Genomic DNA, 20,508 nt, shown 5'->3' with positions numbered 1-20,508 from the left:
GTGTTCCTCCTGTAAGTCGTTCGTGGTGTTGCGTCGGGGTGCGACTCGACCCCTGAGTCTGACTCGCTCAAGTTTGGGATGCCGCCGGTTCGGCGACGGAGTGCGAACTTGAGTCTGCCACACTCAACCTTGCTGCCCGGACAACGAGTGGGCTGTGCCGTGTGTTCCCGAAGGGTCCGGTGGGCGGGTCGATGTGACTCAGCTCGCGGTGCGCACCAGTACGTTGCCGGAGTCGGTGTCCAGCTGCAGGCGATACGGCGCGCCGGGGGTGTTGCCGATCCGGATGTCCCTGCGCCCGGAGTCGGTCTGCCCGTCCACCTGGTAGCGGCCTTCCGGGACGGTCAGCTGGATGGAGCCGCTGTCGATGTCCGCGGTGACGTTCGCCGGCTTGGCGAGCTCTGCGGTGACGTCCCCGGAGTTCGCCTTCACGGTCAGGTCGGACGACATCCCGGTCACCGTGACGTCCCCGGAGTTCGCCCTGATCGACAGCGGTCCGGTGACATCGCGCACCACGGCGTCGCCGCTGTTCAGTTCGATCTCGCCGCCGATGGTTCCGACCAGCTGCAGGTCGCCGGAGTCGATCTCGCCGACGACCTTGACCGAGCGCGGCACGATCACCTCGTAGTCGACCGCGCACCACCAGCCGCAGCCGTCCAGTGTGAGGGTGCTGCCGTCGACCGAGAACGCCCGGTCGGGGGCGGTGAACCGGTAGGAGAACTTCTGCCGGACCTCGATGGTCGTCACGTCCGCGGCACGCACCACCACGTCGCCCGATTCGTTGTCGATCTCCACGGTGTTGATGCGCTGGTCGACGCGTTCCACCGTGGTGGCCTCCGACCGCCAGAACCATCCGGTCACCAAACCGACAGCCACAGCGAGCAGCGCGACTCCGGCGACGAATTTGACGGTACGTGACATGTACTGGTCTCCTCGTTCGTGCTTACGGTGCTCACGGTAGGCCGGGGGAACCCGCGCGGCATCGGGGAAATCCCCAGGTTCGACCCTGGTTGTCACCGGGGAACGGACCCCGGGGTCCGCTAACCTCGCAAGCGCATCTGACCCAACCGGATGGAGGTGCCCGTGACTGAGCAGACTCCTGCACCACCGAACCCGTACGACTTCCTGCCCCAGGTCCCGACGTTCACGGTGACCAGCAACGACATCAAAGACGGCGAGACCCTGCCGCAGCCGCACTTGTCCGGCAAGATGGGCGCGGGCGGCGAGGACCGTTCGCCGCACCTGCGGTGGGAAGGTTTCCCGGCGGAGACCAAGAGCTTCGCGGTGACCTGCTTCGACCCGGACGCGCCGACCGCGGCGGGCTTCTGGCACTGGGCGGTGTTCAACATCCCGGCGAGCGTGACCGAACTGCCGTCCGGCGCGGGGGACGAGAACGGCTCCGGCCTGCCCGAGGGCGCTGTCCAGCTGCGCGCGGACAGCGGTCACGTGGGCTACATCGGTGCCGCCCCGCCGCCGAAGCACCGTCCGCACCGCTACATGTTCGTGGTGCACGCGGTGGACGTGGAAAAGCTCGACCTCTCCCCGGACACCACGCCGACGGTGCTGGGCTTCAATCTGTTCTTCCACACCCTGGCCCGCGCCTACATCACCCCCGTCTACGAGAACAAGGGCTGATGCCGCACGCCGGCGTGCTCAGGCCTCCTGCCGGGCACGCCGGCGGCGCTCGGTCGGGTTGAGCAGGTATTCCACGACCGGGCGCAGTTCTTCGGCGGTCGGCGGCTCGTCGTCGATCAGTCCCTGAATGAGCAGGCCGTCGATGCCGGCGAGGAAGACCCGAAAGGCCACCTCGTCGTCGTGTTTGACCATCGAGGTGAGCACGTCCAGCCAGCGGCGCGCGGCGGGACGCAGCGACGGCCGCCGCGCCGCCAGCAGGTAGAGCTCGTATTCGGCCATGGTGCGGCCGCGGCGCGGGCCGAGGGCCTCGGCCAGCAGCGCGGAGACCTCGTCGGCGGCGCTCGGGCCGCTGTACGGGGAACCGCTCGACCGGCGCAGGCCCTCGCGCGAGCGGGCGCGGTCGATCATCCAGTACACCTCGGTGGCCATGTCCCTGGCGCACGAGATCAGCGTCGCGATGAGCAGGTCGTCGAGCGTGGCGAAGTGGTAGGTGATCGAGGCGGTGGGGATGCCTGCCTCGCGCGCCACGCTGCGATGGGTCACGCCCGCGACGCCGTCGCGTTCGATCACCCGCAGGGTGGCTTCGATGATCTCCTGGCGGCGCTTCTCGCCGCGGGCCTTGCGGCCGTCGCGTTGCATGGTGGTCATGTCGCCGACCTCCCCAACTCGACCAGGACGACGCCGGCGACGACCAGCCCGAGCCCGGCGATCATGGTGACGTTCAGCCGTTCGCCGAGGAAGACGACGCCGACCAGGGCGATGAGGGCGATGCCGAACGCCGCCCAGATCGCGTAGGCCACGCCGACCGGGATCCCTGCCTTCAGCACCAGGGACAGCAGGTAGAAGGCCAGGCCGTAGCCGGCCGCCACCACCAGCGACGGCCCGAGCTTGGTGAAGCCGTCGGAGAACTTCAGTGCGACCGTGCCGGTCACCTCGGCCGCGATGGCCAGACCCAGCAGCAGGTAGGCGTACATCGCTCCAGAGTATCTGAACGAACGTCCAGGAAGTTCTGGCCCCTGGTGCCCGCCGGGTCAGCGGGTGGTGTCGGTGCGGTGGAAGTTCAGATAGGCACGCGACGGCGTCGGCCCGCGCTGGCCCTGGTAGCGCGACCCGGCCCGCTCCGAGCCGTACGGGTGCTCCGCGGCGCTGGACAGCCGGAACAGGCACAGCTGCCCGATCTTCATCCCCGGCCACAACGTGATCGGCAGGTTGGCGACGTTGGACAGCTCCAGGGTGATGTGCCCGGAGAAGCCGGGGTCGATGAATCCCGCGGTGGAATGGGTGAGCAGGCCCAGCCTGCCCAGTGACGACTTGCCTTCCAGCCGTCCGGCCAGATCGTCGGGCAGGGTCACCATCTCGAACGTCGAGCCGAGCACGAACTCGCCAGGGTGCAACACGAACGGCTCGTCACCGGACTTCTCGACCAACGAGGTGAGCTCGTCCTGCTGCTGGGAGGGGTCGATGTGGGTGTACCTGGTGTTGTCGAACACCCGGAAGTACCTGTCCAGCCGCACGTCGATGCTGGAGGGCTGGACCATCTCCGCATCGTACGGGTCGAGCACCAGCCGCCCGGATTCCAACTCCTTGCGCAGGTCGCGGTCACTCAGCAGCACGGACTCACCCTAGCCCGCGCGTTCGTCCGGGGCACGGAACGTGCGCCGGTAGGCCAGCGGACTCACCCCGATGCTCGACCTCAGGTGCTGGCGCAGCGACGCCGCGGTGCCCAGCCCGCAGACCCTGGCCACCTCGTCGATGCTCAGGTCGGTGGTCTCCAGCAGGTGCCGGGCGTGGTCGATGCGCTGCTGGGTCAGCCATGCACCGGGCGACATCCCGGTCTCCGCCCGGAACTTCCGGGAGAAGGTGCGCACGCTCATGTGGGCGTGCGCGGCCAGCGTGGCCAGGTCGAGCCGCTCGGCCAGGTGCTGCAAGGCCCACGCCCTGGTCGGGGCCGTGCTGGCGGTGTCGTCGTCGGGCACGTGTCGTTCGATGAACTGCGATTGCCCGCCTTCGCGCCACGGCGGGACGACGCAGTAGCGGGCGGCACGGTTGGCGACTTCGCTCCCGTGGTCGGAGCGCACCACGTGCAGGCAGAGGTCGATCCCTGCGGACAGGCCGGCCGACGTCAGTACGTCGCCGTCGTCCACGAACAGCACCGTCTCGTCGAGCTTCACTCGCGGATAGAGCTGGCGAAACTCGTCGGCGTGATGCCAGTGCGTGGTCGCCGGGCGGCCGTCCAGGATGCCTGCCGCGCCGAGCACGAACGCGCCCGTGCAGATGGACATCACGCGGGCGTGCGACGGGATCATGTCGAGCGCGCGAGCGACGTCGTCCGGCAGGACGCCGTGCCGGAAGGGCCCCGGCATCTTGGTGCCGGGAATGATCACGGTGTCCGCGTCGCGCAGTGCCTCCGGGCCGCTGCCGGGAACGATCGCGTAGTTCGACGGTGTCGGCATGGGCGCCGTGCCGAGGCCGCAGACGCGGATGTCGTACAGCGGTGAGCCGTCGGCGTCGGTGGCGCAGCTGAAGACCATCGGCGGGATGGCGAGGTCGAAGCCGACCACCGGATCCAAAGCCAGCACGACGACGCGGTGCAGGTCGCGGAACATGGCCAGATTCTTTCACATATTGGCAATCAGGCCACTGTTGCCGACGTGCTTGTTGATCAACACTGGCCGCGTGATTCAGCGAGGGGTTGAGATCGAAGCGAGTGCGCCTGCCGGATCTCGGCGGTGGCGGCTGCACTGGGCATGGATGATCGCCGCGGTCGCGTTCCTGACGCTGATCGCGGCGGCGGCCTTCGGCACCGTGCCCGGGGTCCTGATCGATCCGCTGCACGACGAGTTCGGCTGGTCGCGCGGCACGATCGGCTCCGCGGTGTCCGTCAACTTGATCCTGTTCGGGGTGATTTCGCCGTTCGCCGCGGCGTTGATGGACCGGTTGGGTGTTCGCCGGGTGGTCGCCGGGGCGCTGGTTCTGGTGGCGGCGGGGGCCGGGCTGACGGTGTTCATGACCGAGCCGTGGCAGCTGCTGATGTGCTGGGGTGTGCTGGTCGGCGTCGGGACCGGGTCGATGTCGATGCCGTTCGTCGCCGTCATCACCGGCCGGTGGTTCGTCAAGCGCAGGGGTCTGGTCAGCGGCGTGCTGACCGCCGCGGGGGCGACCGGTCAGCTGATCTTCCTGCCATTGCTGGCCGCGCTGGCCACCGAACACGGCTGGCGGGTCCCGTCGATCACCGTGGCGGCTACGGCACTCGCCGTGGTTCCGCTGGTCGTGTTGTTCCTGCGGGACTACCCGAGCGACGTGGGCACCACCGCTTACGGTGCGACCGAAGCGGCCGAAGTCGCTCGCCCGGTGGCAGGCAGCAGCGTGCTGCGCACCTTGCACACGCTCCGGGAAGCGATCCCGACCAGGACTTTCTGGATGTTGGCCGGTGGGTTCGCGGTGTGCGGTGCGTCGACCAACGGCCTGGTCGGGACGCACTTCGTGTCCGCGGCCCACGATCACGGAATGCCGCACACCACGGCGGCCGGACTGTTGGCGCTGGTCGGCGTGTTCGACATCGCCGGGACGATCTTGTCCGGATGGCTCGTCGACCGGTTCGATGCGCGCTACCTGCTGGTGGGCTACTACACGCTGCGCGGGCTGTCCCTGCTGGTTCTGCCGTCGTTGCTGCAGCCGCACGTCGAGCCGAGCCTGTGGGTGTTCGTGATCTTCTACGGGCTCGACTGGGTCGCGACCGTGCCGCCGACCGTGGCCCTGTGCCGGGAACGTTTCGGGATGAGCGGGCCGATCGTCTTCGGCTGGGTGTTCGCCGCGCACCAGTTGGGCGCCGCGGCCGCCGCCTACGGCGCCGGGGCGATCCGGGACGTGCACGGAAGCTACGACCTCGCGTGGTACGTGGCGGGCGGCCTGTGCGGGTTCGCCGCACTCATGTCGGGCCTGATCCGGCGGCACGAAGCGCCTCGGCCAGCCGGCTTGCCGCCGCAGCCGCCAGTTCTGCAGTCAGCGCGCCGAAGCTGAGCCGCAGGTACTGCCCGGTCGGCTCGGCCGGGAACCAGGGACGGCCGGGGAAGACGACGAGTTCGCGCGCCATCGCCTTGGCCGTCACCGCTTGCTCGTCCGAGCCGTCCGGCAACCGCACCCACAGGTGCATGCCGCCGGACGGCCGCGGTACGTGCAGCCACGGGACGTGTGTGCGCAGGGCTTGCACCAGGGCGTCGCGCCGCTGCCGGAGTCCGGCTCGCAGCGCCCGCAGGTGCCGTGGCCAGGAGGGCGAGGTGAGGAATTCGACCGCCGTGTGTTGCAGCGGGCCCGCGACGAACAGATCGTCCAGCAGGCGGGCCGTGCGCAAGCGCGCCGCCGCTACGCCCCGGGCGCCGATGACGGACAACCGCATGCCCGGGGCCACCACTTTGGTCAGCGAACGCACGTAGACGACATGGCCGTCGGGATCGTCCACCGCGAGCGGAGCCGGGGCGACGCCGTCGAGGGTGAGTCCGCGCGCGTAATCGTCCTCGATGAGGAACGCGTGCGCCTTCGCGACTGTGTCCAGTACCGCGGCGCGCCGCTCGGCGGACAGCACCGCACCGTGCGGGTTGGCGTGCAGGGGCTGGCAGTAGAACAGCCGAGCGCCCGTGCAGCGGAACGCCGAGGCGAGCAGGTCCGGCCGGACTCCGTGCTCGTCGGCCGGGACGCCGACGACCCGCAGGCCGGCGTCGCGGGCAGCGGCGATCGCGCCGAGATAGGTGGGCGCTTCCACGAGCACCACGTCGCCCGGACGGCCCAGGCCGCGGAATGCCGCCGCCAGGGCGGGCTGACCGCCGGAGCAGATGGTCATGTCCGCCGCGCGCAATCCGCCGCCGATGTCGTGGGCGAACCATTCCCGCAGCTCGGGCAGCCCTTCGGTGGGTTGCCGGGTCCATGCCGCCGGCTTTCGTGCCGCGCGCGCCATCGCCGCACCGAGCGCGCCGTGCGGCTGGAGCTGCTGGTCGAAGTAGCCGGAGCTGAGCGGGATGGCTTCCGGGTGGTGGGTGGCCAGCAGGGCGGCCAGCTCCTCCTCCCCGGCACGGGCGTCGCCCAGCACGACGCTCTGCCAGGACAGGTCGGGCGGTGCGCTGGACTCGGGCGCGGGCGGAACGGCGATGAAAGTGCCGCGTCCGGGACGCACGTCGACCAGGCCGCGCGCGGCCAGGTGCTGCACGGCGGTCTGGACCGTGGTGGGGGAAACCCGGTACCGCGCCATGAGCTCGCGCACCGACGGAAGCTTGTCCCCAGGGCTGCCTGCCTCGATCACCGCCGTCAGCGCAGCGGTGACGCGTGCGACGGCGTTATCATTGGACATGAGAGCCAATGATAACGTTACTGCGCCGCGGCGGATAACGGGCGGCCTGGGGCTGGCGGTGCTCGCCGTCGTCTGCTTCAGTTTGTCGCTGCCCGCCACACGCGTCGCGGTCGGTGGGATGGACCCGTTCTTCGTGGGGCTGGGGCGTGCGGCCGTTGCGGGCCTGCTTGCGCTCGGATACCTCCTTCTGACGCGGGCACCGTGGCCCGGACGGCGGCTGGTTCGGCGGCTGCTGGTGGTCGCTGTCGGGGTGGGTGTCGGATTCCCGCTGCTGACCTCCGTGGCTCTGGTCAGCGAGAGTTCCGCTCATGGCGCGGTGGTGATCGCGTGCCTGCCGCTGGCCACCGCCACGTTCGCCGTGCTGCGTGCCAAGGAGCGGCCGCACGCCGAATTCTGGCTGGCCAGCGCGCTGGGAATGGCCACGGTCCTGGTGTTCGTCGCGGTCAGCGGCGGGCTCGACGGGGCCTTCTCCTGGGCGGACGTGTTTCTGCTCGGCGCGGTCGTGCTCGGTGGCTGGGGGTATGCGGAAGGGGGCGTGCTCGCCGGCGAGATCGGCGGGGCGCGGACCATCTCGTGGGCCGTGGTGCTGGCGCTGCCGCTGACCCTGCCGGTGGCCGTCCTGACCGCCGACGGGATCGGCGAGGTGACCTGGTCGCAAGGCATCGCGTTCGGCTACTTGGCGATCTGCACGATGTATCTGGGGTTTTTCGCCTGGTACGCCGCGATGGCCAGGGACGGCGTCGCCCGCATGGGACAGGTGCAATTGATGCAGCCGGTGCTGACGCTCGGGTGGTCGGCGGTGTTACTTGGCGAGGAGGTAACGCTCCTGGCCGTGTGCGTTGCCCTCGCCGTGCTGGCCACCGTGGTGTGGACGCAGCGGGCCCGGGTTTCGCGGGGTCCCCGTCATGCCGCCGACGAGCCTGCGGGCGAGCGGGCTGCGGTTCGCGCCGGGCGGGAGTAGGTACGGTCGAGCCGAAAGGCGCGGTCGACCTGCTTGAGATACCACCGGAGGGAGCGTTTCCCCAGGAACTGCTGGACGGTGGTGGCACCGGGAAGCGCCTGGCGCGCCGTCTCGGCGAGGAAGTTCACCGCCGCGAAGGTCAGCACCGCCGCTGAGGAGATCCGTGCGGGCGGCAAGCCGAGGTAGTCCGCGTTGGCGTCGCCGAGCAGCATGCGGCTCACCGCGGCGTGCAGGTTGACCGCCGCACGGCCGACGACCTTGTCGAGCGGGCCGAAGTGGCGGCCGATCGCGGCGTGTTGCTCGAGCAGGACGCGGGCCAGGCGCTGGGAGTCCTCGTCCGGGATGAACTCGGTGGCGGCCAACAGCCACAGCAGCCGCCATGAGTCGTCCTCGTCGGCGGGCAGGAGGGCCTCGTCGACTCCGAGCAGCCAGCCGACGTAACGCCACAGGTGCAGCACGTCTTCCCGCTCGCGCTGGGTGTAGCGGACGCCGAGCATGCGCATGCCGAGGAGGAAGACGTGCGAGAAGAGCAGCAGTGTGCCGGCTGTCTGCACCTGGTTGACCGGGTGGTCCCACTTCTCGTAGTCCCAGTCGTCGCGGCGATTCATCGCCGCCCGTACGTGCGCGTGCGCCAGGCGTACGCGCAGGGCCGCCGCGTAACCGTCACCGCCGAGCCGTAGCGAGCCTGGCGTGGTGACGTCGATCCACCACGCTGCGGTCTCCGCCAGCCTGCGAGCCGCGGCGTATTCGAGGTCACCGGTGCCGATCAGGGTCTTGACCGCACGGGAGGCCAGGTAGCCGCCCATCAGGGACATGTCACCGAGCGGGATGAGCCCGATGAGCCCGGTGCGGACGATGGCGCGGGCGCCGCGGTCGATCCGGTCGTGGTCGACCCAGTACGGGGTGCGCTCCACTTCGTGGAAGAACTCCCACAGTTCCTCCGGGGCGGTGTCCAGGCTGTCGACGCCGTGCTTGAGGGCTTGCTCGAACAGCTCCCCGGCACGCGGGTCGCGGCGTAACACGGCGGCGAGCCGGTCGGCCAGTGGGTCGGCCTTCTCGGCGAACGAGCGGAGGCGGGCCACCTGGGTGCGGTCCGCGCGCAGCTCGCCGGGGCCGAACAGGCGGGCCGCCAGCCGGAGCGGCCCGCGGGCGAACAGCTCCGGCTCGGGCAGCTCGGTGGGTTCCGCTGTGAGCTCCTCGGGCATCGCGTTCTCCCCGTCGTTGTCGCGCCGGCGCCGCGGACGCCTCGCTAGCGACAACAAGTGTTGTCACTTTCTGGCCGGGCGTCAAGGTGCGTGGGGTTCCCTGGCCGATGCTGGCGGCGCGACGAACAGCCGCACACGGGCGTCATGGTGCGTGGGGTTCCCCGGCCTTGCGCCGACGCGGAGCGCCAGGTACAGCGCTCGCGAAGCGGCAAGGACGGTCGTGCGACGTTGATCGCGAGCGGATGATGCGGTAGATCGAGAAGAGAAGCGACGCCGAACCCGGGGTTCGGTGCACCATGCGAAGGCCGCCTTGTATGCTGGAGCGGCGATGCGGATGTAGTTCAATGGTAGAACGTCAGCTTCCCAAGCTGAAGACGCGGGTTCGATTCCCGTCATCCGCTCCACGCACGAAGGCCCAGGTCAGAAGCCATCCACTTCGGACCTGGGCCTTCGTGACGAGTGGGGTGAGCCCGGCCTGACGCGGCACGGCAGGCAACGTCGTCCGAGTGTCGATCGTTCGCGTCTTCGCCACCTCGAAGCCCATCTTCGCGTGGACCCTGCGGCAGAACGGTTCGCCGTGGGCGGTGGGTTTCGAAGTGCTCGACGGCACGCTGGTCGTCAGCCGCGGGTGCTGGGAGCAGGTCACGTAGTCTCGCGGTCTGCTACGACGTCGTCGATGCGAACCGCGGCATCGACTACGTGACCATTCGCAGGCTGGCCGAACTGGTCGATGCTGTCGACTTGGCCACGACCAACCAGCTTCGTCGACTGCTGCGCGAACGGCGCCTACCGACCGCCGGTCGTCCGGGCCAGGCGCTGACCTCATCCGCCGAGGGATCCGCGCAGCGCCCACACCGGGCCGGTCTGGTAGATCGGATAGTTGGACAGCACCGGGTGGATCCGGTCGTTGATGACCAGGTAGCCATCGCCGACGACATGGGGCAGCCGGGTCTCGCGGTCGCCTTCCCACGTGATCTGCCCGGTGTGGCCGTCGGCGACGACCGCCTTGTCGGTGATACCGGGCACCACGCCGACGACCTGTCCGTCGTCGCTGATGGTGAGCGGCCGCACCGCGTCGTCGAGTACCTGCGCGTGCCCGGTCTCCAGGTTGATCGCAGCGGAGGCCGTGCCGGCATGGACCGCGAGCCACTGCTGGTTCGGTGAGGCCACCACGGTTGCGTCGAAAGTCGCGTTGTCGCCGTACAAGGTTTCGGCGACGACGCGCCCGGTCCGGTCGTGGACGGACAGGATGGGCGCCAGACCGCCCTCCGGCGGCCGGACTACGGTCAGCAGCAGCACGTACTCGCCGTGGGCGCCGATGATCCACCGGTTCTCGACCGTACTGTGCAGGTCACCCGGCCGGTAGCTCGCGACCTCCCACAGCAGGCCGCCGTCGAAGTCACGAATGACCAGCGAATCGTCCCACCCTTCGGCGAACCAGCCGTCGCCGATGGCGTGCACCCGCAGATCGAGATCCACCGGCAATTCGATCGGGTCGCCGGTGTCCGGGTCGACCACCGTCCCGGACAGCATGCGGTGGTCGTAGAAGGCAGCCGCGTCGTCGGTGTCCACCCAGTCGTAGGTCAGAGACTCCAGCTCCCAGTGGACCGGTTGGGTTCCGGGGCCGGCGTCGATCGGCATGATCGTCGTGGCCACGCCGTCGTCGGTGGTGTACATGAACGCGGCGTACGGCTTGCCTTCATGCTGGATGATCTTCAATGTGCGGGGTGCGTCCTCGGTCTGCGGCGTGTAAGGAGCTTCCACGCGGCCGGGGAACGGTCCGGTCGACCACAGCTCCTTGCCGGTCTTGCCGTCGACCGCGCGCATTTCGAAGTTCTCGCCGTCGTGCCCGACGAGGACGACCTTGTCCTGGTAGCCGACGATCTGTTCGGCGGTGGATTGCCACTGGCAGGCCTCGCGGTCGGCGCCGGGGATGGCATTCTCCGGCGGAGTCGTCGAGCAGTCGGCAGCCGGAGCGGCTTCGCCACCTTCCGAAGCAGTGGCCGCGGGCCGGGCTTCCTCGCCCAGGCTGTTCGCGACGACCACACCGCCGGTGACGACTGCAGCCGCGGCGAGTCCTGCGGCGATGAGCTTGGCCGCGGTGCCTGCCAGCAGGCCGCCCGCGGCCGCGGCACCGGCTCCCGCGACCCCGGCCACCGTCGCTTTCGCACCGGCGGCCGTTCCAGCACCGGTTCCGCTTCCCGTGCCAGTTCCCGCTCCTGCCGAGCCCGCAGACGAGCCTGCGTCGGCCGGGCCGGCGGGGCCGCCGGGCTCGGGTGCGCCGCTTGTGCTGGCGCCGGTGGAGTCGGGGACTGTGCCGGGGTGAACGGCACCGGCGGGGTCACTGGCTGGTGTGGCGGGGCCGCCGGGCTCGGGTGCGCCGCTTGTGCTGGCGCCGGTGGAGTCCGGGACCGTGCCCGGATGAGCGGCACCGGCGGGGTCGGTGCCTCCCGTTCCTGGGCTGCTCGTGCCGTCGATCGGTTCGGTTCCCGGCCCGCCCGGCGTGGCGTCCGGTCCGGGTGAGCCAGTGCCGTCGGTCGGGCCGGAGCCGGTGCCGGTCGAGCCTGTGCCGGTGGAGCCGGTTCCGCCGCTGCTGCTCGTCGCTTCGATTCCAGTGGACCCCGTGTTTCCGGCCGAGGTCCCGGTGCCCGAGCCGGTCGTGGTGCCGCCAGTGGCCCCCGATCCGGCCCCGCTTCCGGATGTCGCGCTCGTGCCGGTCCCTGCGGAGCTCGCGCCGGATGTCGTGCTGCCTGCGCTCGTCGATGTGGTCCCGGCTGTGCCGCCTGCTGAGCTGGTACCGGCCGTGCCACCGGCGCCGGATGCACCGGTGCCCGTACCTCCAGCAGTGCCGGCCGTCCCGGTACTTGCCGACGTCGTTCCGCCCGCTGTGCCACCGGCGCCGGTCGTGGCAGTACCAGCACCGGACGTTCCGGCCGAGGCAGCTGATCCGGACGCGCCGGACCCTGCACCGGTGCCAGCCGCGGTGCTTGTGGTTCCGGAGCCGACGGTCCCCGCGGAGCCGCTGCCGACACCGGCGCCGCTCACGGTGCTCGTGGCGGACCCGACACCGGTCCCGGCAGTGCTGGCCGACTCCGCTACGGCGGTCGCGGACCCACTGACGGTGGTGGTGCCGGCGGTGGTGCCGGTAGCCCCGAGGGCGGAGAGCCCGCTGGTCGCGGTTCCGGCAACGGTGGTCGTCGCGGTGCCGGCCAGGATGGCCAGCGGGGTGAGAGCCACCAGGGTGCCCGCTGCGGTGGCCAGCGCGTGCCACGCGCGCCGCTCCCAGTCGGGGCCGTGGACCGCCACGGCGACGCGTTCCAACTCGGCGACGAAGACCCCGGCGTTCGTGGGCCTGGCATACGGGTTCTTGGCCATGCCCGCGGCGATCAGCCCGTGCAGGTGCTGAGGTACCTGGGACAGGTCGGGGGCGGCCATTTCGTGCATCCTGCGCAGTTCCTCGTTCGACTCGGCGACGAACGGCTTCTTGCCGGTGATGCACTGGTAGAACACGCAGGTCGCGGCATACACGTCGGTGGCGGGAGTGCCCGGCTGGCCGGCCCATTGCTCCGGCGCCATGTACGACGGCGACCCGGCGGTGAGCCCGAGCTGGCCGTCGAGGACCGCCAGGCCGAAGTCCACCAGCTTCGACACGCCCTGGCTGGTGACCAGCACGTTGTCGGGCTTGTAGTCGCGGTGCACCACTCCGACCTGGTGGGCGGCGGCCAGGCCCAACAGCGAGCCCTTGAGCACCGACAGCGCCGCCTCGACCATCAGGGCGCGCTCGGCTTCCAGGATCTGGCGCAGTGAGACGCCGGGCACGGCCTCCATCACCAGCGCGGCGACATCGGGCGAGACGTGGAAGTCGAACAAGCGCACCACGTACGGCGACTGGACCGCCGCCATCATCGCCGCCTCCCGGCGGAAGCCCTCCAGCACCGCGTAGTTCGTCAGATACCGCTGGTGGAGGTACTTGATCGCCACCACCGTGCCCGAAGCGTCATGCCGGGCGAGCACCACCCGGCCGAACCCGCCGGTACCCACCGTCTGCAACTCGGTGTAGCCAGCCAGCTGTCCCACAACCGCACCTCTGACAACAACCCAAGGCCTGAAGATCTCCCGAACGCCGTCTTGGACGCAGCGTGATCACTTTCGGTGCCCGGTCAATCACAAGTCGACCGAAAGTGGGTCGGAGGGATGCAGCGGGTGCAGCGGCGAGCCGCCGCCGGGGCAGCGGTCACACGTCGAAGACCGACCAGCACAGGTCGTTCCGGCGCCGCTGATCCTCCAGCACCAGGTCGCGAATCTCCGGCGGAAGCTGGTCGCGCTGCCATCGACACTCTTCGCGGCCTGCGGCGTCAGCTTGTTCCGGCGGCACCGCAGCACGAACCGCCTTGATCGCGTATGCGGCAGCGCCCAGCTCGTGCTCGGCGACGTGTGCCACGACGGCCGCTTGACCGGCCGCATATGCGGCGAAGCGCGGAGCGCCGCGCAGGTCGCGAGCGGCCCCCATGGCGTGCCCGCCCGCTGCCCGCGCCTGCATCATCTTGACCGCGCCGCGCGCCCAGGCACGAGCGTGCTCGATCGCCGCGCGCGGGCGAGGATCGTCCGGGCGAGCCGCTTCGAACAGCGGCAACACATGCTCGGCGCATGTGGCTGCCCACAAGGCGAGCAGGTGGTGGTGCTCGTCGGTCAGCGTTCCGCCCCGGCGGATCGTGATGAACCGCGGGTCGCGCACCTTGGGCAGGATCACCGGCACTCCTTTCCGGCGGCGCCTCGCCGCGAAGCGTAACCGGTGTGCGGGCCATGTGTGGTGGCAGAACACCGCCGTCGGCCCGACGCTCCGCTCATTGCTGCGGTCCGGGCGACATGTCGAAGGCTTCGGGTGAGCTCGCAAGCGGCCGCGCCGGTCGACGCTGGCTCTCCGTTCGGCCGCTCGCGACCGGATGTGAGCTCGAACGGCCAGCGCCGGGTCTCAGCCCGGCCACCGGAGATATGCGCCGACGCTTGCCGTCGCCTGCAACAGATCGCGCGATGCACTGCCACGCAGTGGCTCGGATTCGGCCACGACGACCGTCGTGCGGCTCCTCCGCGACTCGTAGTTGAGCCCGGTGAACTCCACGCCGAACTTGCGTTCCCACATTTCCATCGCGACGGGCTTGATGTCGCCCGTGCCGTGCACGTCGATCAAGCGTTTGAAGTTGCGCGCATCATTCGCGTTCCGCATCTTCACCCAGGCGACGGTGAGGAGCACCGTGTTCCCGCGGCCGTCGGTCAGCGGAAGCGCCAGTCGCTTGAGTGACCGACATGGGTGGAAGCGCAGCCAGGTCTGCACCTGGCCGTAGGAATTCCGTACGCAGGACGCCCGGGCAATGCGGCGGGGCTTGCCCTTGCGGAGCCCGAGTTGCCGCCACGCCCGTGCGGGCTTCCCGCTCCGCATCACCTTCTTGGCCTTGACGACCTTGGCCCGCATGACCGAGCTGGTGATCGAGCTGAAGCCACCGGTCACGCTCGCTCCCGTGCCGCCGACGACTCCGATGCCGCCGAGGCTCGGGCCGGCCGCGATCAGGGTGGCCGCCGCACCTGCCGCCACGACCGTGCGCGCTTTGCCGCCGCCTTTTCCGGTGATCGGATACTTCGTGCCGTCCGGTCTGGTTCTGATCGGTGGCGTCATGCTCCTCCTCCCCCAGTACTGCCCGCGGCGATGATGTCATCGCAGGTCACGCCCGCGGAGCTGCTGGCGCCAAGTTCACGCGCACAGAGCAAGGCGCCCGCCGCTGTCGCGGCGGGCGACTCGTGGCGCCTCTGCTACGCCCCGACGTACTCGGCCAAGTGCTGCCCGGTCAGCGTGGACCGGTCGGCCACCAGCTTCGCCGGAGTACCTTCGAACACGATCCGGCCGCCGTCGTGGCCTGCGCCCGGGCCCAGGTCGATGATCCAGTCCGCGTGCGCCATCACCGCCTGGTGATGCTCGATCACCAGCACCGATTTGCCCGAGTCGACCAGCCGGTCCAGCAGGCCGAGCAGCTGCTCCACATCGGCCAGGTGCAACCCGGTGGTGGGTTCGTCCAGGACGTAGATGCCGCCTTCCTGGCCCATGTGCGTCGCCAGCTTCAACCGCTGTCGCTCGCCGCCGGACAGCGTGGTCAACGGCTGGCCGAGGGTCAGGTAGCCCAGGCCGACGTCGGACAGCCGCTGCAGGATCTTGTGCGCCGCGGGAACTCGTGCCTCGCCCTCGGCGAAGAACGCCTCCGCCTCGGACACCGACATCTCCAGCACTTCGCTGATGTTCCGGCCGCCGAACGTGTACTCCAGCACCGCCGCCTGGAACCGCTTCCCCTCGCACTCCTCGCACGGGTGGGAGACGGTGGCCATCATGCCCAGCTCGGTGTAGACCACCCCGGCGCCGTTGCAGTTCGGGCACGCACCTTCGGAGTTCGCGCTGAACAGCGACGGTTTCACGCCGTTGGCCTTGGCGAAAGCCTTCCGGATCGGGTCGAGCAGCCCGGTGTAGGTGGCCGGGTTGCTGCGCCGCGAGCCGCTGATCGGCGACTGGTCGACGGTGACGACGTCGGCGTCCTTCGGCATCGAGTAGTGGATCAGCGAACTCTTCCCGGACCCGGCCACACCGGTGATCACGCACAGCACGCCGAGCGGGATGTCGACGTCCACGTTCTGCAGGTTGTTCGCGTTCGCCCCGCGGATCTCCAGCTTCCCGGTCGGCTCCCGCACCGTCTCCTTCAGCGAGACCCGGTCGTCCAGGTGGCGGCCGGTGATGGTGCCGCTGGCGCGCAGTCCCGCGACGTCACCCTCGTAGCACACTTGGCCGCCGTCGTGGCCCGCGCCCGGCCCCAGGTCGATCACGTGGTCGGCGATCGCGATGGTCTCCGGCTTGTGCTCGACCACCAGCACCGTGTTGCCCTTGTCCCGCAGCCGGATCAGCAAGTCGTTCATCCGCCGGATGTCGTGAGGGTGCAGGCCGATGGTCGGCTCGTCGAACACGTACGTGACGTCGGTCAGCGCCGAGCCGAGATGGCGGACCATCTTCACCCGCTGTGCCTCGCCACCGGAGAGCGTGCCGGACGGCCGGTCCAGCGACAGGTAGCCCAATCCGATCTCGATCATCGAGTCCACCAGGTGCCGCAGCCCCTGCACCAGTGGCGCCACCCCGGGGTCGTCGATCTTGGCCAGCCACTCCGGCAGATCGCTGATCTGCATCGCGCAGACGTCCGCGATGCTCTTGCCGTGGATCTTGGACTTGCGGGCGTGCTCGGCCAGCCGGGTGCCGTCGCACTCGGGGCAGGTGGTGAACGTGACCGCCCGGTCGACGAAGGCCCGGATGTGCGGCTGCATCGCCTCCCGGTCCTTGTTCAGGAACGACTTCTGGATCTGCGGGATGAGGCCGGCGTAGGTCAGGTTGACCCCATCGACCTTGATCTTGGTCGGCTCCTTGTACAGCAGGTCGTGCAGCTGCTTCTTGGTGAACTTCTTGATCGGCTTGTCCGGGTCGAAGAAGCCGCATCCCCGGTAGATGCGGCCGTACCAGCCGTCCATGCTGTATCCGGGGACGGTGATCGCGCCCTCGTTCAGCGACTTGTTCTCGTCGTAGAGGGCGGTCAAGTCGAAGTCGGTGACCGACCCCTTGCCCTCGCAGCGCGGGCACATGCCGCCGAGGCGGTTGAACGTGGCCTTCTCGGCGATCGTCTTGTTGCCGCGTTCGATCTTGATCGCCCCGCTGGCCGACACCGAGGGCACGTTGAACGAGTACGCGGCGGGCGAGCCGACGTGCGGTTCGCCGAGTTTGCTGAACAGGATGCGCAGCATGGCGTTGGCGTCGGTGACCGTGCCGACGGTGGACCGGGTGTCGGCCCCCAGCCGCTCCTGGTCGACGATGATCGCGGTGGTCAGCCCGTCCAGCACGTCGACGTCCGGCCTGGCCAGCGACGGCATGAAGCCCTGGACGAACGCGCTGTAGGTCTCGTTGATCAACCGCTGCGATTCGGCGGCGATGGTGCTGAACACCAGCGAGCTCTTTCCCGAGCCGGAGACCCCGGTGAACACGGTGAGCCTGCGCTTGGGGATCTCCACGTCGATGTCACGCAGGTTGTTCTCCCGCGCGCCCTGCACGCGGATCACGTCGTGGACGTCGGCGGGATGGCCGACGGTCGTCGTTCCGTCCTGGCTGGCGGTGCTCATCGCTCTCCTTCGTCGGACCTGCGGTCGGGCAGGTGTGGCTCGTGGGTTGTCGGTGCGGGCTGCGGGTGGCGTTACCCCGTCGTCCGGCCGAAGCGCCCCGGCTGGCGGGGCTGGCCGGTCAGGCCAGCCACCGGCCGTCCTTCATCAGCAACCTGCCGGACATCTCGTTGACCTCGCGCCACGCCTGAATCCGGCGCGGGGTCATGACGAACCAGCTGAACGGCTCGGACAGCGGCCGTGGATCGAAGCCCGCCCTGGCGGCGAAGCGGTCCGCGCGTTCCCGGGGGATCTGGTCGATGGCGAAGACTTCGACGGTGCCGTCGATCATCACGACGTCCCGGAAGTCCCCGAGCGCCACCCGCGCCTGCCCGGCCGAGGCGAGATTCCGGCCGGTGACGCTGTCGGTCGGGGTAGCCATCAGCAGCGTCCGGCCGTCCCACTCGAACGACAACGGCACCAGGTGCGGCACGCCGTCCGGCGAAGCGCTGCTCACCCACAGGTCGATGTCGTGGTTCAGCCGGTACTCCGTGTCGCGGCGTCGCTGGGCACGGGACCGGGGTTCGGGCAGCCGGCCCGGCGAAGGGGCTGCGGTGGGCTCCGTCAGCGGACCGGCCGCCGTGTTTTCCTGCGCTGGGCTTGCCGTGTCCGTCATTGCGCTTGCTGGAGACGGACCATGTTGCCTGCCGGGTCGCGGAACGCGCAGTCGCGCACGCCCCACGGCTGGTCGGTGGGCTCCTGGACGACTTCCACGTCGTGCGACTGGATCCGCTCGAACGCGGCGTCGACGTCCTTCGCCGCCAGCACCACCATCCCGTAGGTGCCCTTGGCCATCATTTCTTGAATGACCCGCTTCTCCTCGTCGGTGATGCCCGGGTCGGCGAACGGCGGGTGCAGGACGATGGACGTGTCGGGCTGGGCGGGCGGACCGACGGTGATCCACTGCATGTCGCCGTGGCCGACGACGTTGCGTACTTCGAATCCGAGGGCGTCGCGGTAGAACTTCAACGCGGCGTCCGGGTCGTTCTGGGGGAGGAACGAATGGGCAATCGTGATATCCATGCCGAAAACGCTAGACGCGTTGCGCGGGCATTGCTTCTCGATTCCTGATCGGTCTGGCGACGTGCTTGCTCACGCAGGTGGGCAGCCCGGCGAGCTCCTGGGCGCACCCGCGCTTGTAGGTGCTCGGTGACATCCCGACCAGTTCGGTGAACCGGGTGCTGAACGTGCCCAAAGAGGAAAAGCCCACGGTGAAGCACACTTCGGTGACGCTCAGATCGCCGCGGCGCAGCAGCGCTTTGGCTCGTTCGATCCGCCGGGTCATGAGATAGCCGTACGGGGACTCGCCGTAGGCGGCCTTGAAGCGGCGGCTCAGGTGGCCCGCCGACATGTTCACGCCGCGAGCCAGCGCCTCGACGTTGAGCGGTTTGTCGTACTCGCGGTCGATCCGGTCGCGCACGCGCCGCATGAGCACCAGCTCGCGCAGGCGCTCCTCTTCGGCTGACCTCGCCATGCGCTCATCGTGCCACGATCGGCCGACACCCGGCCGGGACATGATTCAGGATCCACCTACTGCAGCAGCTCGACGAGCCGATCCAGCAGCACCGCTTGCGCCTTGACCACCTTGCTGCGGGCCGTGGCGACGTCGAACCACGCCACCCGATCGAGCTCCGGGAAGGATTGCCGCCGGCCGGAGCGCGGCGGCCACTCTATCTCGAACGTGCCGGGGGAAAACGCCGACAAGTCGACGTCGGCGTGCAGCGCCCACGCGGTGACCACTTTGCCGCCTGATTGGCGGATCTCGCCCAGCGGCTGCAGGTCTCCCGGCGGCAGCGGGATGCCGAGTTCTTCGGTGAATTCGCGCCGGGCGGCGTCCTCCGGGGTTTCGGAGTCGCCGTACTCGCCCTTCGGGATGGTCCACGCCCCGTTGTCCTTGCGCCGCCAGAACGGCCCACCCATGTGGCCGAGGAGAACTTCGGGCTGGGGTGGATGGCGATAGACGAGGATGCCGGCGCTGCGCTGTACTGCCACGGGTCAATCCTCGTCCATTGCCGGCCGTGCGGCGACGAGCCCGGACGCGAACGCGCCGGTGAACGCGGCGGGCATGCATGTCGGCGGTGGCGGTTGGTGTGTGCGTCGGTCGGTGTCGATGGGTGTGGTTGGCGCTCGCGGGTGTGCTTTGTTGTGGCTGGTGGTGGCGGGTGTGGATGTCGGCGGTGGCGAGTGGTGCCTCGGCTCGGCTGGCGCCGGTGGGGACGGAGGCCGGGGCTGGCCGGGTACGGAGGTGCGGCCCGGCCGGGTGCGGAGGTGGGCTGGCCGGGGGCGGACGTGCGGCCCGGCCGGGGGCCGAGGTGGGCCCGGCCGGATGCGGGGGTCGGGTCGGCCGGGTGCGGGAGTCGGGGGTCGGCCAGCCGGGTGGGGGTGATGCGTGCGCGGTCTGGCCGGGTTAGCGGCGGTGCACTCGGATGCGTGCCCCTCGCCCAGGGGTCAGGGTGATGTGCCGCGCCTTGGTGCGTTCCGGTGCCGGGCGCTCCGGCTCCAACCGATACCGCGACAGGATCTCCTTCAGGATGATCGTGCCCTCCAGCTGGGCGAACCCGGCGCCGAGGCAACGCCGCACCCCGCCCCCGAACGGCAACCATGTCGCCGGTGTGGCGCTGCCGTCGAGGAACCGCTCCGGCCGGAAGACCCCCGGGTCCTCGTGATACGCGCCGTTCAAGTGGATGACGCCGATGCCCGGCAGTACCGTGTGGCCCTTCGGGATGCGGTAGCCGTTCAGCTCGATGTCCTCGGTCAGCGTGCGGGCCACGTTGTAGATCACCGGGTGCAGCCGCATGGCTTCCTTCAGCACCGCTTCCAGGTACTTCTCGTCGCCTTCCTCGGCGGCTTGGATCGCGCGGTTCTGCAGCCGGGGGTTCCTGGCCAGATCGTGCAATGCCCACGCCAGGGCGGTCGCCGTCGTCTCGTGGCCGGCCAGCAGCAACGTGACCATCTGGTCTCGCAGCTCGGCGTCGGAGAGCTGATCGCCGTCGATGCGCACGCTGAGCAGCTGGGACAGCACGTCCGTCCGGTCGGCCAGGTCGCCGACTTGCCGCCGCTCCGCGATCTCGGCATACAGCAGGCCGTCCACGTGCGCGACCAGTTCCCGGAACCGCCGCCACGGGCCGAACTTCCGCAGC

The 20,508-nt window shown here is 69.8% G+C and carries 20 protein-coding genes and 1 tRNA gene; 5 read left to right on the top strand and 16 right to left on the bottom strand.

Annotated elements, in window-relative coordinates; genetic code table 11:
* Positions 1-198: 198 nt before the first annotated feature.
* The gene (locus CXP56_RS08210) at positions 199-918 is read right to left on the bottom strand and encodes a DUF4097 family beta strand repeat-containing protein (protein ID WP_038044913.1); all 720 of its coding nucleotides are present in this window, start codon (positions 916-918) and stop codon (positions 199-201) included.
* Positions 919-1,080: 162 nt separating this feature from the next.
* Here CXP56_RS08210 and CXP56_RS08205 point away from each other — a divergent pair, with 162 nt between their 5' ends.
* A complete protein-coding gene (locus CXP56_RS08205; RefSeq protein WP_245566627.1) occupies positions 1,081-1,632 on the top strand; it encodes a YbhB/YbcL family Raf kinase inhibitor-like protein in 552 nt (183 codons plus the stop codon).
* Positions 1,633-1,650: 18 nt separating this feature from the next.
* On the opposite strand, the gene CXP56_RS08200 is transcribed toward CXP56_RS08205, so the two are convergent.
* From CXP56_RS08200 to CXP56_RS08185, 4 genes are read right to left on the bottom strand one after another with little or no spacing between them, the layout of a single operon-like run.
* Positions 1,651-2,280, bottom strand: a complete 630-nt coding sequence (locus CXP56_RS08200; protein ID WP_051310110.1) for a TetR/AcrR family transcriptional regulator — start codon at positions 2,278-2,280, stop codon at positions 1,651-1,653.
* Positions 2,277-2,606 (bottom strand): DMT family transporter, encoded by a 330-nt coding sequence (locus CXP56_RS08195; RefSeq protein ID WP_028847466.1) that lies wholly within the window; start codon positions 2,604-2,606, stop codon positions 2,277-2,279. Before CXP56_RS08195 ends, CXP56_RS08200 begins: the two co-directional genes overlap by 4 nt.
* A gap of 57 nt (positions 2,607-2,663) precedes the next feature.
* Positions 2,664-3,245 (bottom strand): dCTP deaminase, encoded by a 582-nt coding sequence (gene dcd, locus CXP56_RS08190; RefSeq protein WP_028847467.1) that lies wholly within the window; start codon positions 3,243-3,245, stop codon positions 2,664-2,666.
* Between the two features lie 9 nt (positions 3,246-3,254).
* Positions 3,255-4,238, bottom strand: coding sequence for a GlxA family transcriptional regulator (locus CXP56_RS08185; RefSeq protein ID WP_038044916.1), 984 nt, complete (start codon positions 4,236-4,238; stop codon positions 3,255-3,257).
* Positions 4,239-4,383: 145 nt separating this feature from the next.
* Between CXP56_RS08185 and CXP56_RS08180 the strand changes: the two genes are divergently transcribed.
* A complete protein-coding gene (locus CXP56_RS08180) occupies positions 4,384-5,652 on the top strand; it encodes an MFS transporter (RefSeq protein ID WP_051310111.1) in 1,269 nt (422 codons plus the stop codon).
* Here CXP56_RS08180 and CXP56_RS08175 read toward each other — a convergent pair.
* A complete protein-coding gene (locus tag CXP56_RS08175) occupies positions 5,561-6,973 on the bottom strand; it encodes an aminotransferase-like domain-containing protein (RefSeq protein ID WP_028847469.1) in 1,413 nt (470 codons plus the stop codon). The genes CXP56_RS08180 and CXP56_RS08175 overlap by 92 nt on opposite strands.
* Between CXP56_RS08175 and CXP56_RS08170 the strand changes: the two genes are divergently transcribed.
* Complete coding sequence (locus CXP56_RS08170; RefSeq protein ID WP_084609149.1) at positions 6,972-7,934, top strand: DMT family transporter; 963 nt, start codon at positions 6,972-6,974, stop codon at positions 7,932-7,934. The genes CXP56_RS08175 and CXP56_RS08170 overlap by 2 nt on opposite strands.
* Here the strand turns inward: CXP56_RS08170 and CXP56_RS08165 are convergent.
* Positions 7,877-9,139, bottom strand: a complete 1,263-nt coding sequence (locus CXP56_RS08165) for an oxygenase MpaB family protein (protein WP_286900628.1) — start codon at positions 9,137-9,139, stop codon at positions 7,877-7,879. The genes CXP56_RS08170 and CXP56_RS08165 overlap by 58 nt on opposite strands.
* Before the next feature lie 330 nt (positions 9,140-9,469).
* On the opposite strand from CXP56_RS08165, the gene CXP56_RS08160 reads away from it, so the two are divergent.
* A tRNA-Gly gene (locus CXP56_RS08160) sits at positions 9,470-9,543 on the top strand.
* A 102-nt stretch (positions 9,544-9,645) separates the two neighbouring features.
* Entirely contained in the window at positions 9,646-9,789 is a 144-nt protein-coding gene (locus CXP56_RS08155) for a hypothetical protein (RefSeq protein WP_156899178.1), read from the top strand.
* A 172-nt stretch (positions 9,790-9,961) separates the two neighbouring features.
* Here CXP56_RS08155 and CXP56_RS08150 read toward each other — a convergent pair whose 3' ends face one another.
* From CXP56_RS08150 to CXP56_RS08110, 9 genes are all read right to left on the bottom strand, one after another.
* Positions 9,962-13,216 (bottom strand): serine/threonine-protein kinase, encoded by a 3,255-nt coding sequence (locus CXP56_RS08150; protein WP_286900626.1) that lies wholly within the window; start codon positions 13,214-13,216, stop codon positions 9,962-9,964.
* Between the two features lie 157 nt (positions 13,217-13,373).
* Positions 13,374-13,889, bottom strand: a complete 516-nt coding sequence (locus CXP56_RS08145; RefSeq protein WP_028847471.1) for a putative immunity protein — start codon at positions 13,887-13,889, stop codon at positions 13,374-13,376.
* A 222-nt stretch (positions 13,890-14,111) separates the two neighbouring features.
* The gene (locus CXP56_RS08140; RefSeq protein ID WP_286900623.1) at positions 14,112-14,810 is read right to left on the bottom strand and encodes a hypothetical protein; all 699 of its coding nucleotides are present in this window, start codon (positions 14,808-14,810) and stop codon (positions 14,112-14,114) included.
* A 134-nt stretch (positions 14,811-14,944) separates the two neighbouring features.
* Positions 14,945-17,332 carry an ATP-binding cassette domain-containing protein gene (locus CXP56_RS08135; RefSeq protein WP_286900622.1) on the bottom strand — a complete coding sequence of 796 codons (2,388 nt, stop codon included), beginning with the start codon at positions 17,330-17,332 and terminating at the stop codon, positions 14,945-14,947.
* A gap of 118 nt (positions 17,333-17,450) precedes the next feature.
* The gene (locus tag CXP56_RS08130) at positions 17,451-17,984 is read right to left on the bottom strand and encodes a pyridoxamine 5'-phosphate oxidase family protein (protein WP_286900621.1); all 534 of its coding nucleotides are present in this window, start codon (positions 17,982-17,984) and stop codon (positions 17,451-17,453) included.
* Entirely contained in the window at positions 17,981-18,391 is a 411-nt protein-coding gene (locus CXP56_RS08125; protein ID WP_286900619.1) for a VOC family protein, read from the bottom strand. Before CXP56_RS08125 ends, CXP56_RS08130 begins: the two co-directional genes overlap by 4 nt.
* Before the next feature lie 10 nt (positions 18,392-18,401).
* Positions 18,402-18,842, bottom strand: coding sequence for a helix-turn-helix transcriptional regulator (locus CXP56_RS08120; RefSeq protein WP_028847476.1), 441 nt, complete (start codon positions 18,840-18,842; stop codon positions 18,402-18,404).
* Between the two features lie 56 nt (positions 18,843-18,898).
* Positions 18,899-19,360, bottom strand: a complete 462-nt coding sequence (locus CXP56_RS08115) for an NUDIX hydrolase (protein ID WP_028847477.1) — start codon at positions 19,358-19,360, stop codon at positions 18,899-18,901.
* A 415-nt stretch (positions 19,361-19,775) separates the two neighbouring features.
* On the bottom strand, positions 19,776-20,508 hold a 733-nt coding region (locus CXP56_RS08110; RefSeq protein WP_286900617.1), incomplete at its 5' end, for a cytochrome P450.

This window comes from Thermocrispum sp. (assembly GCF_002919275.1).
Lineage (GTDB): Bacteria > Actinomycetota > Actinomycetes > Mycobacteriales > Pseudonocardiaceae > Thermocrispum > Thermocrispum agreste.
This window is presented reverse-complemented; position numbering and strand designations above follow the sequence as displayed.

Bases quoted from the DNA above. Each gene is read 5' to 3' on its own strand.
- CXP56_RS08210 (WP_038044913.1), bottom strand. From the start codon at position 918: ATGTCACGTACCGTCAAATTCGTCGCCGGAGTCGCGCTGCTCGCTGTG.
- CXP56_RS08120 (WP_028847476.1), bottom strand. From the start codon at position 18,842: ATGGCGAGGTCAGCCGAAGAGGAGCGCCTGCGCGAGCTGGTGCTCATG.
- CXP56_RS08170 (WP_084609149.1), top strand. From the start codon at position 6,972: ATGAGAGCCAATGATAACGTTACTGCGCCGCGGCGGATAACGGGCGGC.
- CXP56_RS08175 (WP_028847469.1), bottom strand. From the start codon at position 6,973: ATGTCCAATGATAACGCCGTCGCACGCGTCACCGCTGCGCTGACGGCG.
- CXP56_RS08200 (WP_051310110.1), bottom strand. From the start codon at position 2,280: ATGACCACCATGCAACGCGACGGCCGCAAGGCCCGCGGCGAGAAGCGC.
- CXP56_RS08195 (WP_028847466.1), bottom strand. From the start codon at position 2,606: ATGTACGCCTACCTGCTGCTGGGTCTGGCCATCGCGGCCGAGGTGACC.
- CXP56_RS08165 (WP_286900628.1), bottom strand. From the start codon at position 9,139: ATGCCCGAGGAGCTCACAGCGGAACCCACCGAGCTGCCCGAGCCGGAG.
- CXP56_RS08130 (WP_286900621.1), bottom strand. From the start codon at position 17,984: ATGACGGACACGGCAAGCCCAGCGCAGGAAAACACGGCGGCCGGTCCG.
- CXP56_RS08135 (WP_286900622.1), bottom strand. From the start codon at position 17,332: ATGAGCACCGCCAGCCAGGACGGAACGACGACCGTCGGCCATCCCGCC.
- CXP56_RS08125 (WP_286900619.1), bottom strand. From the start codon at position 18,391: ATGGATATCACGATTGCCCATTCGTTCCTCCCCCAGAACGACCCGGAC.
- CXP56_RS08180 (WP_051310111.1), top strand. From the start codon at position 4,384: ATGATCGCCGCGGTCGCGTTCCTGACGCTGATCGCGGCGGCGGCCTTC.
- CXP56_RS08140 (WP_286900623.1), bottom strand. From the start codon at position 14,810: ATGACGCCACCGATCAGAACCAGACCGGACGGCACGAAGTATCCGATC.
- CXP56_RS08185 (WP_038044916.1), bottom strand. From the start codon at position 4,238: ATGTTCCGCGACCTGCACCGCGTCGTCGTGCTGGCTTTGGATCCGGTG.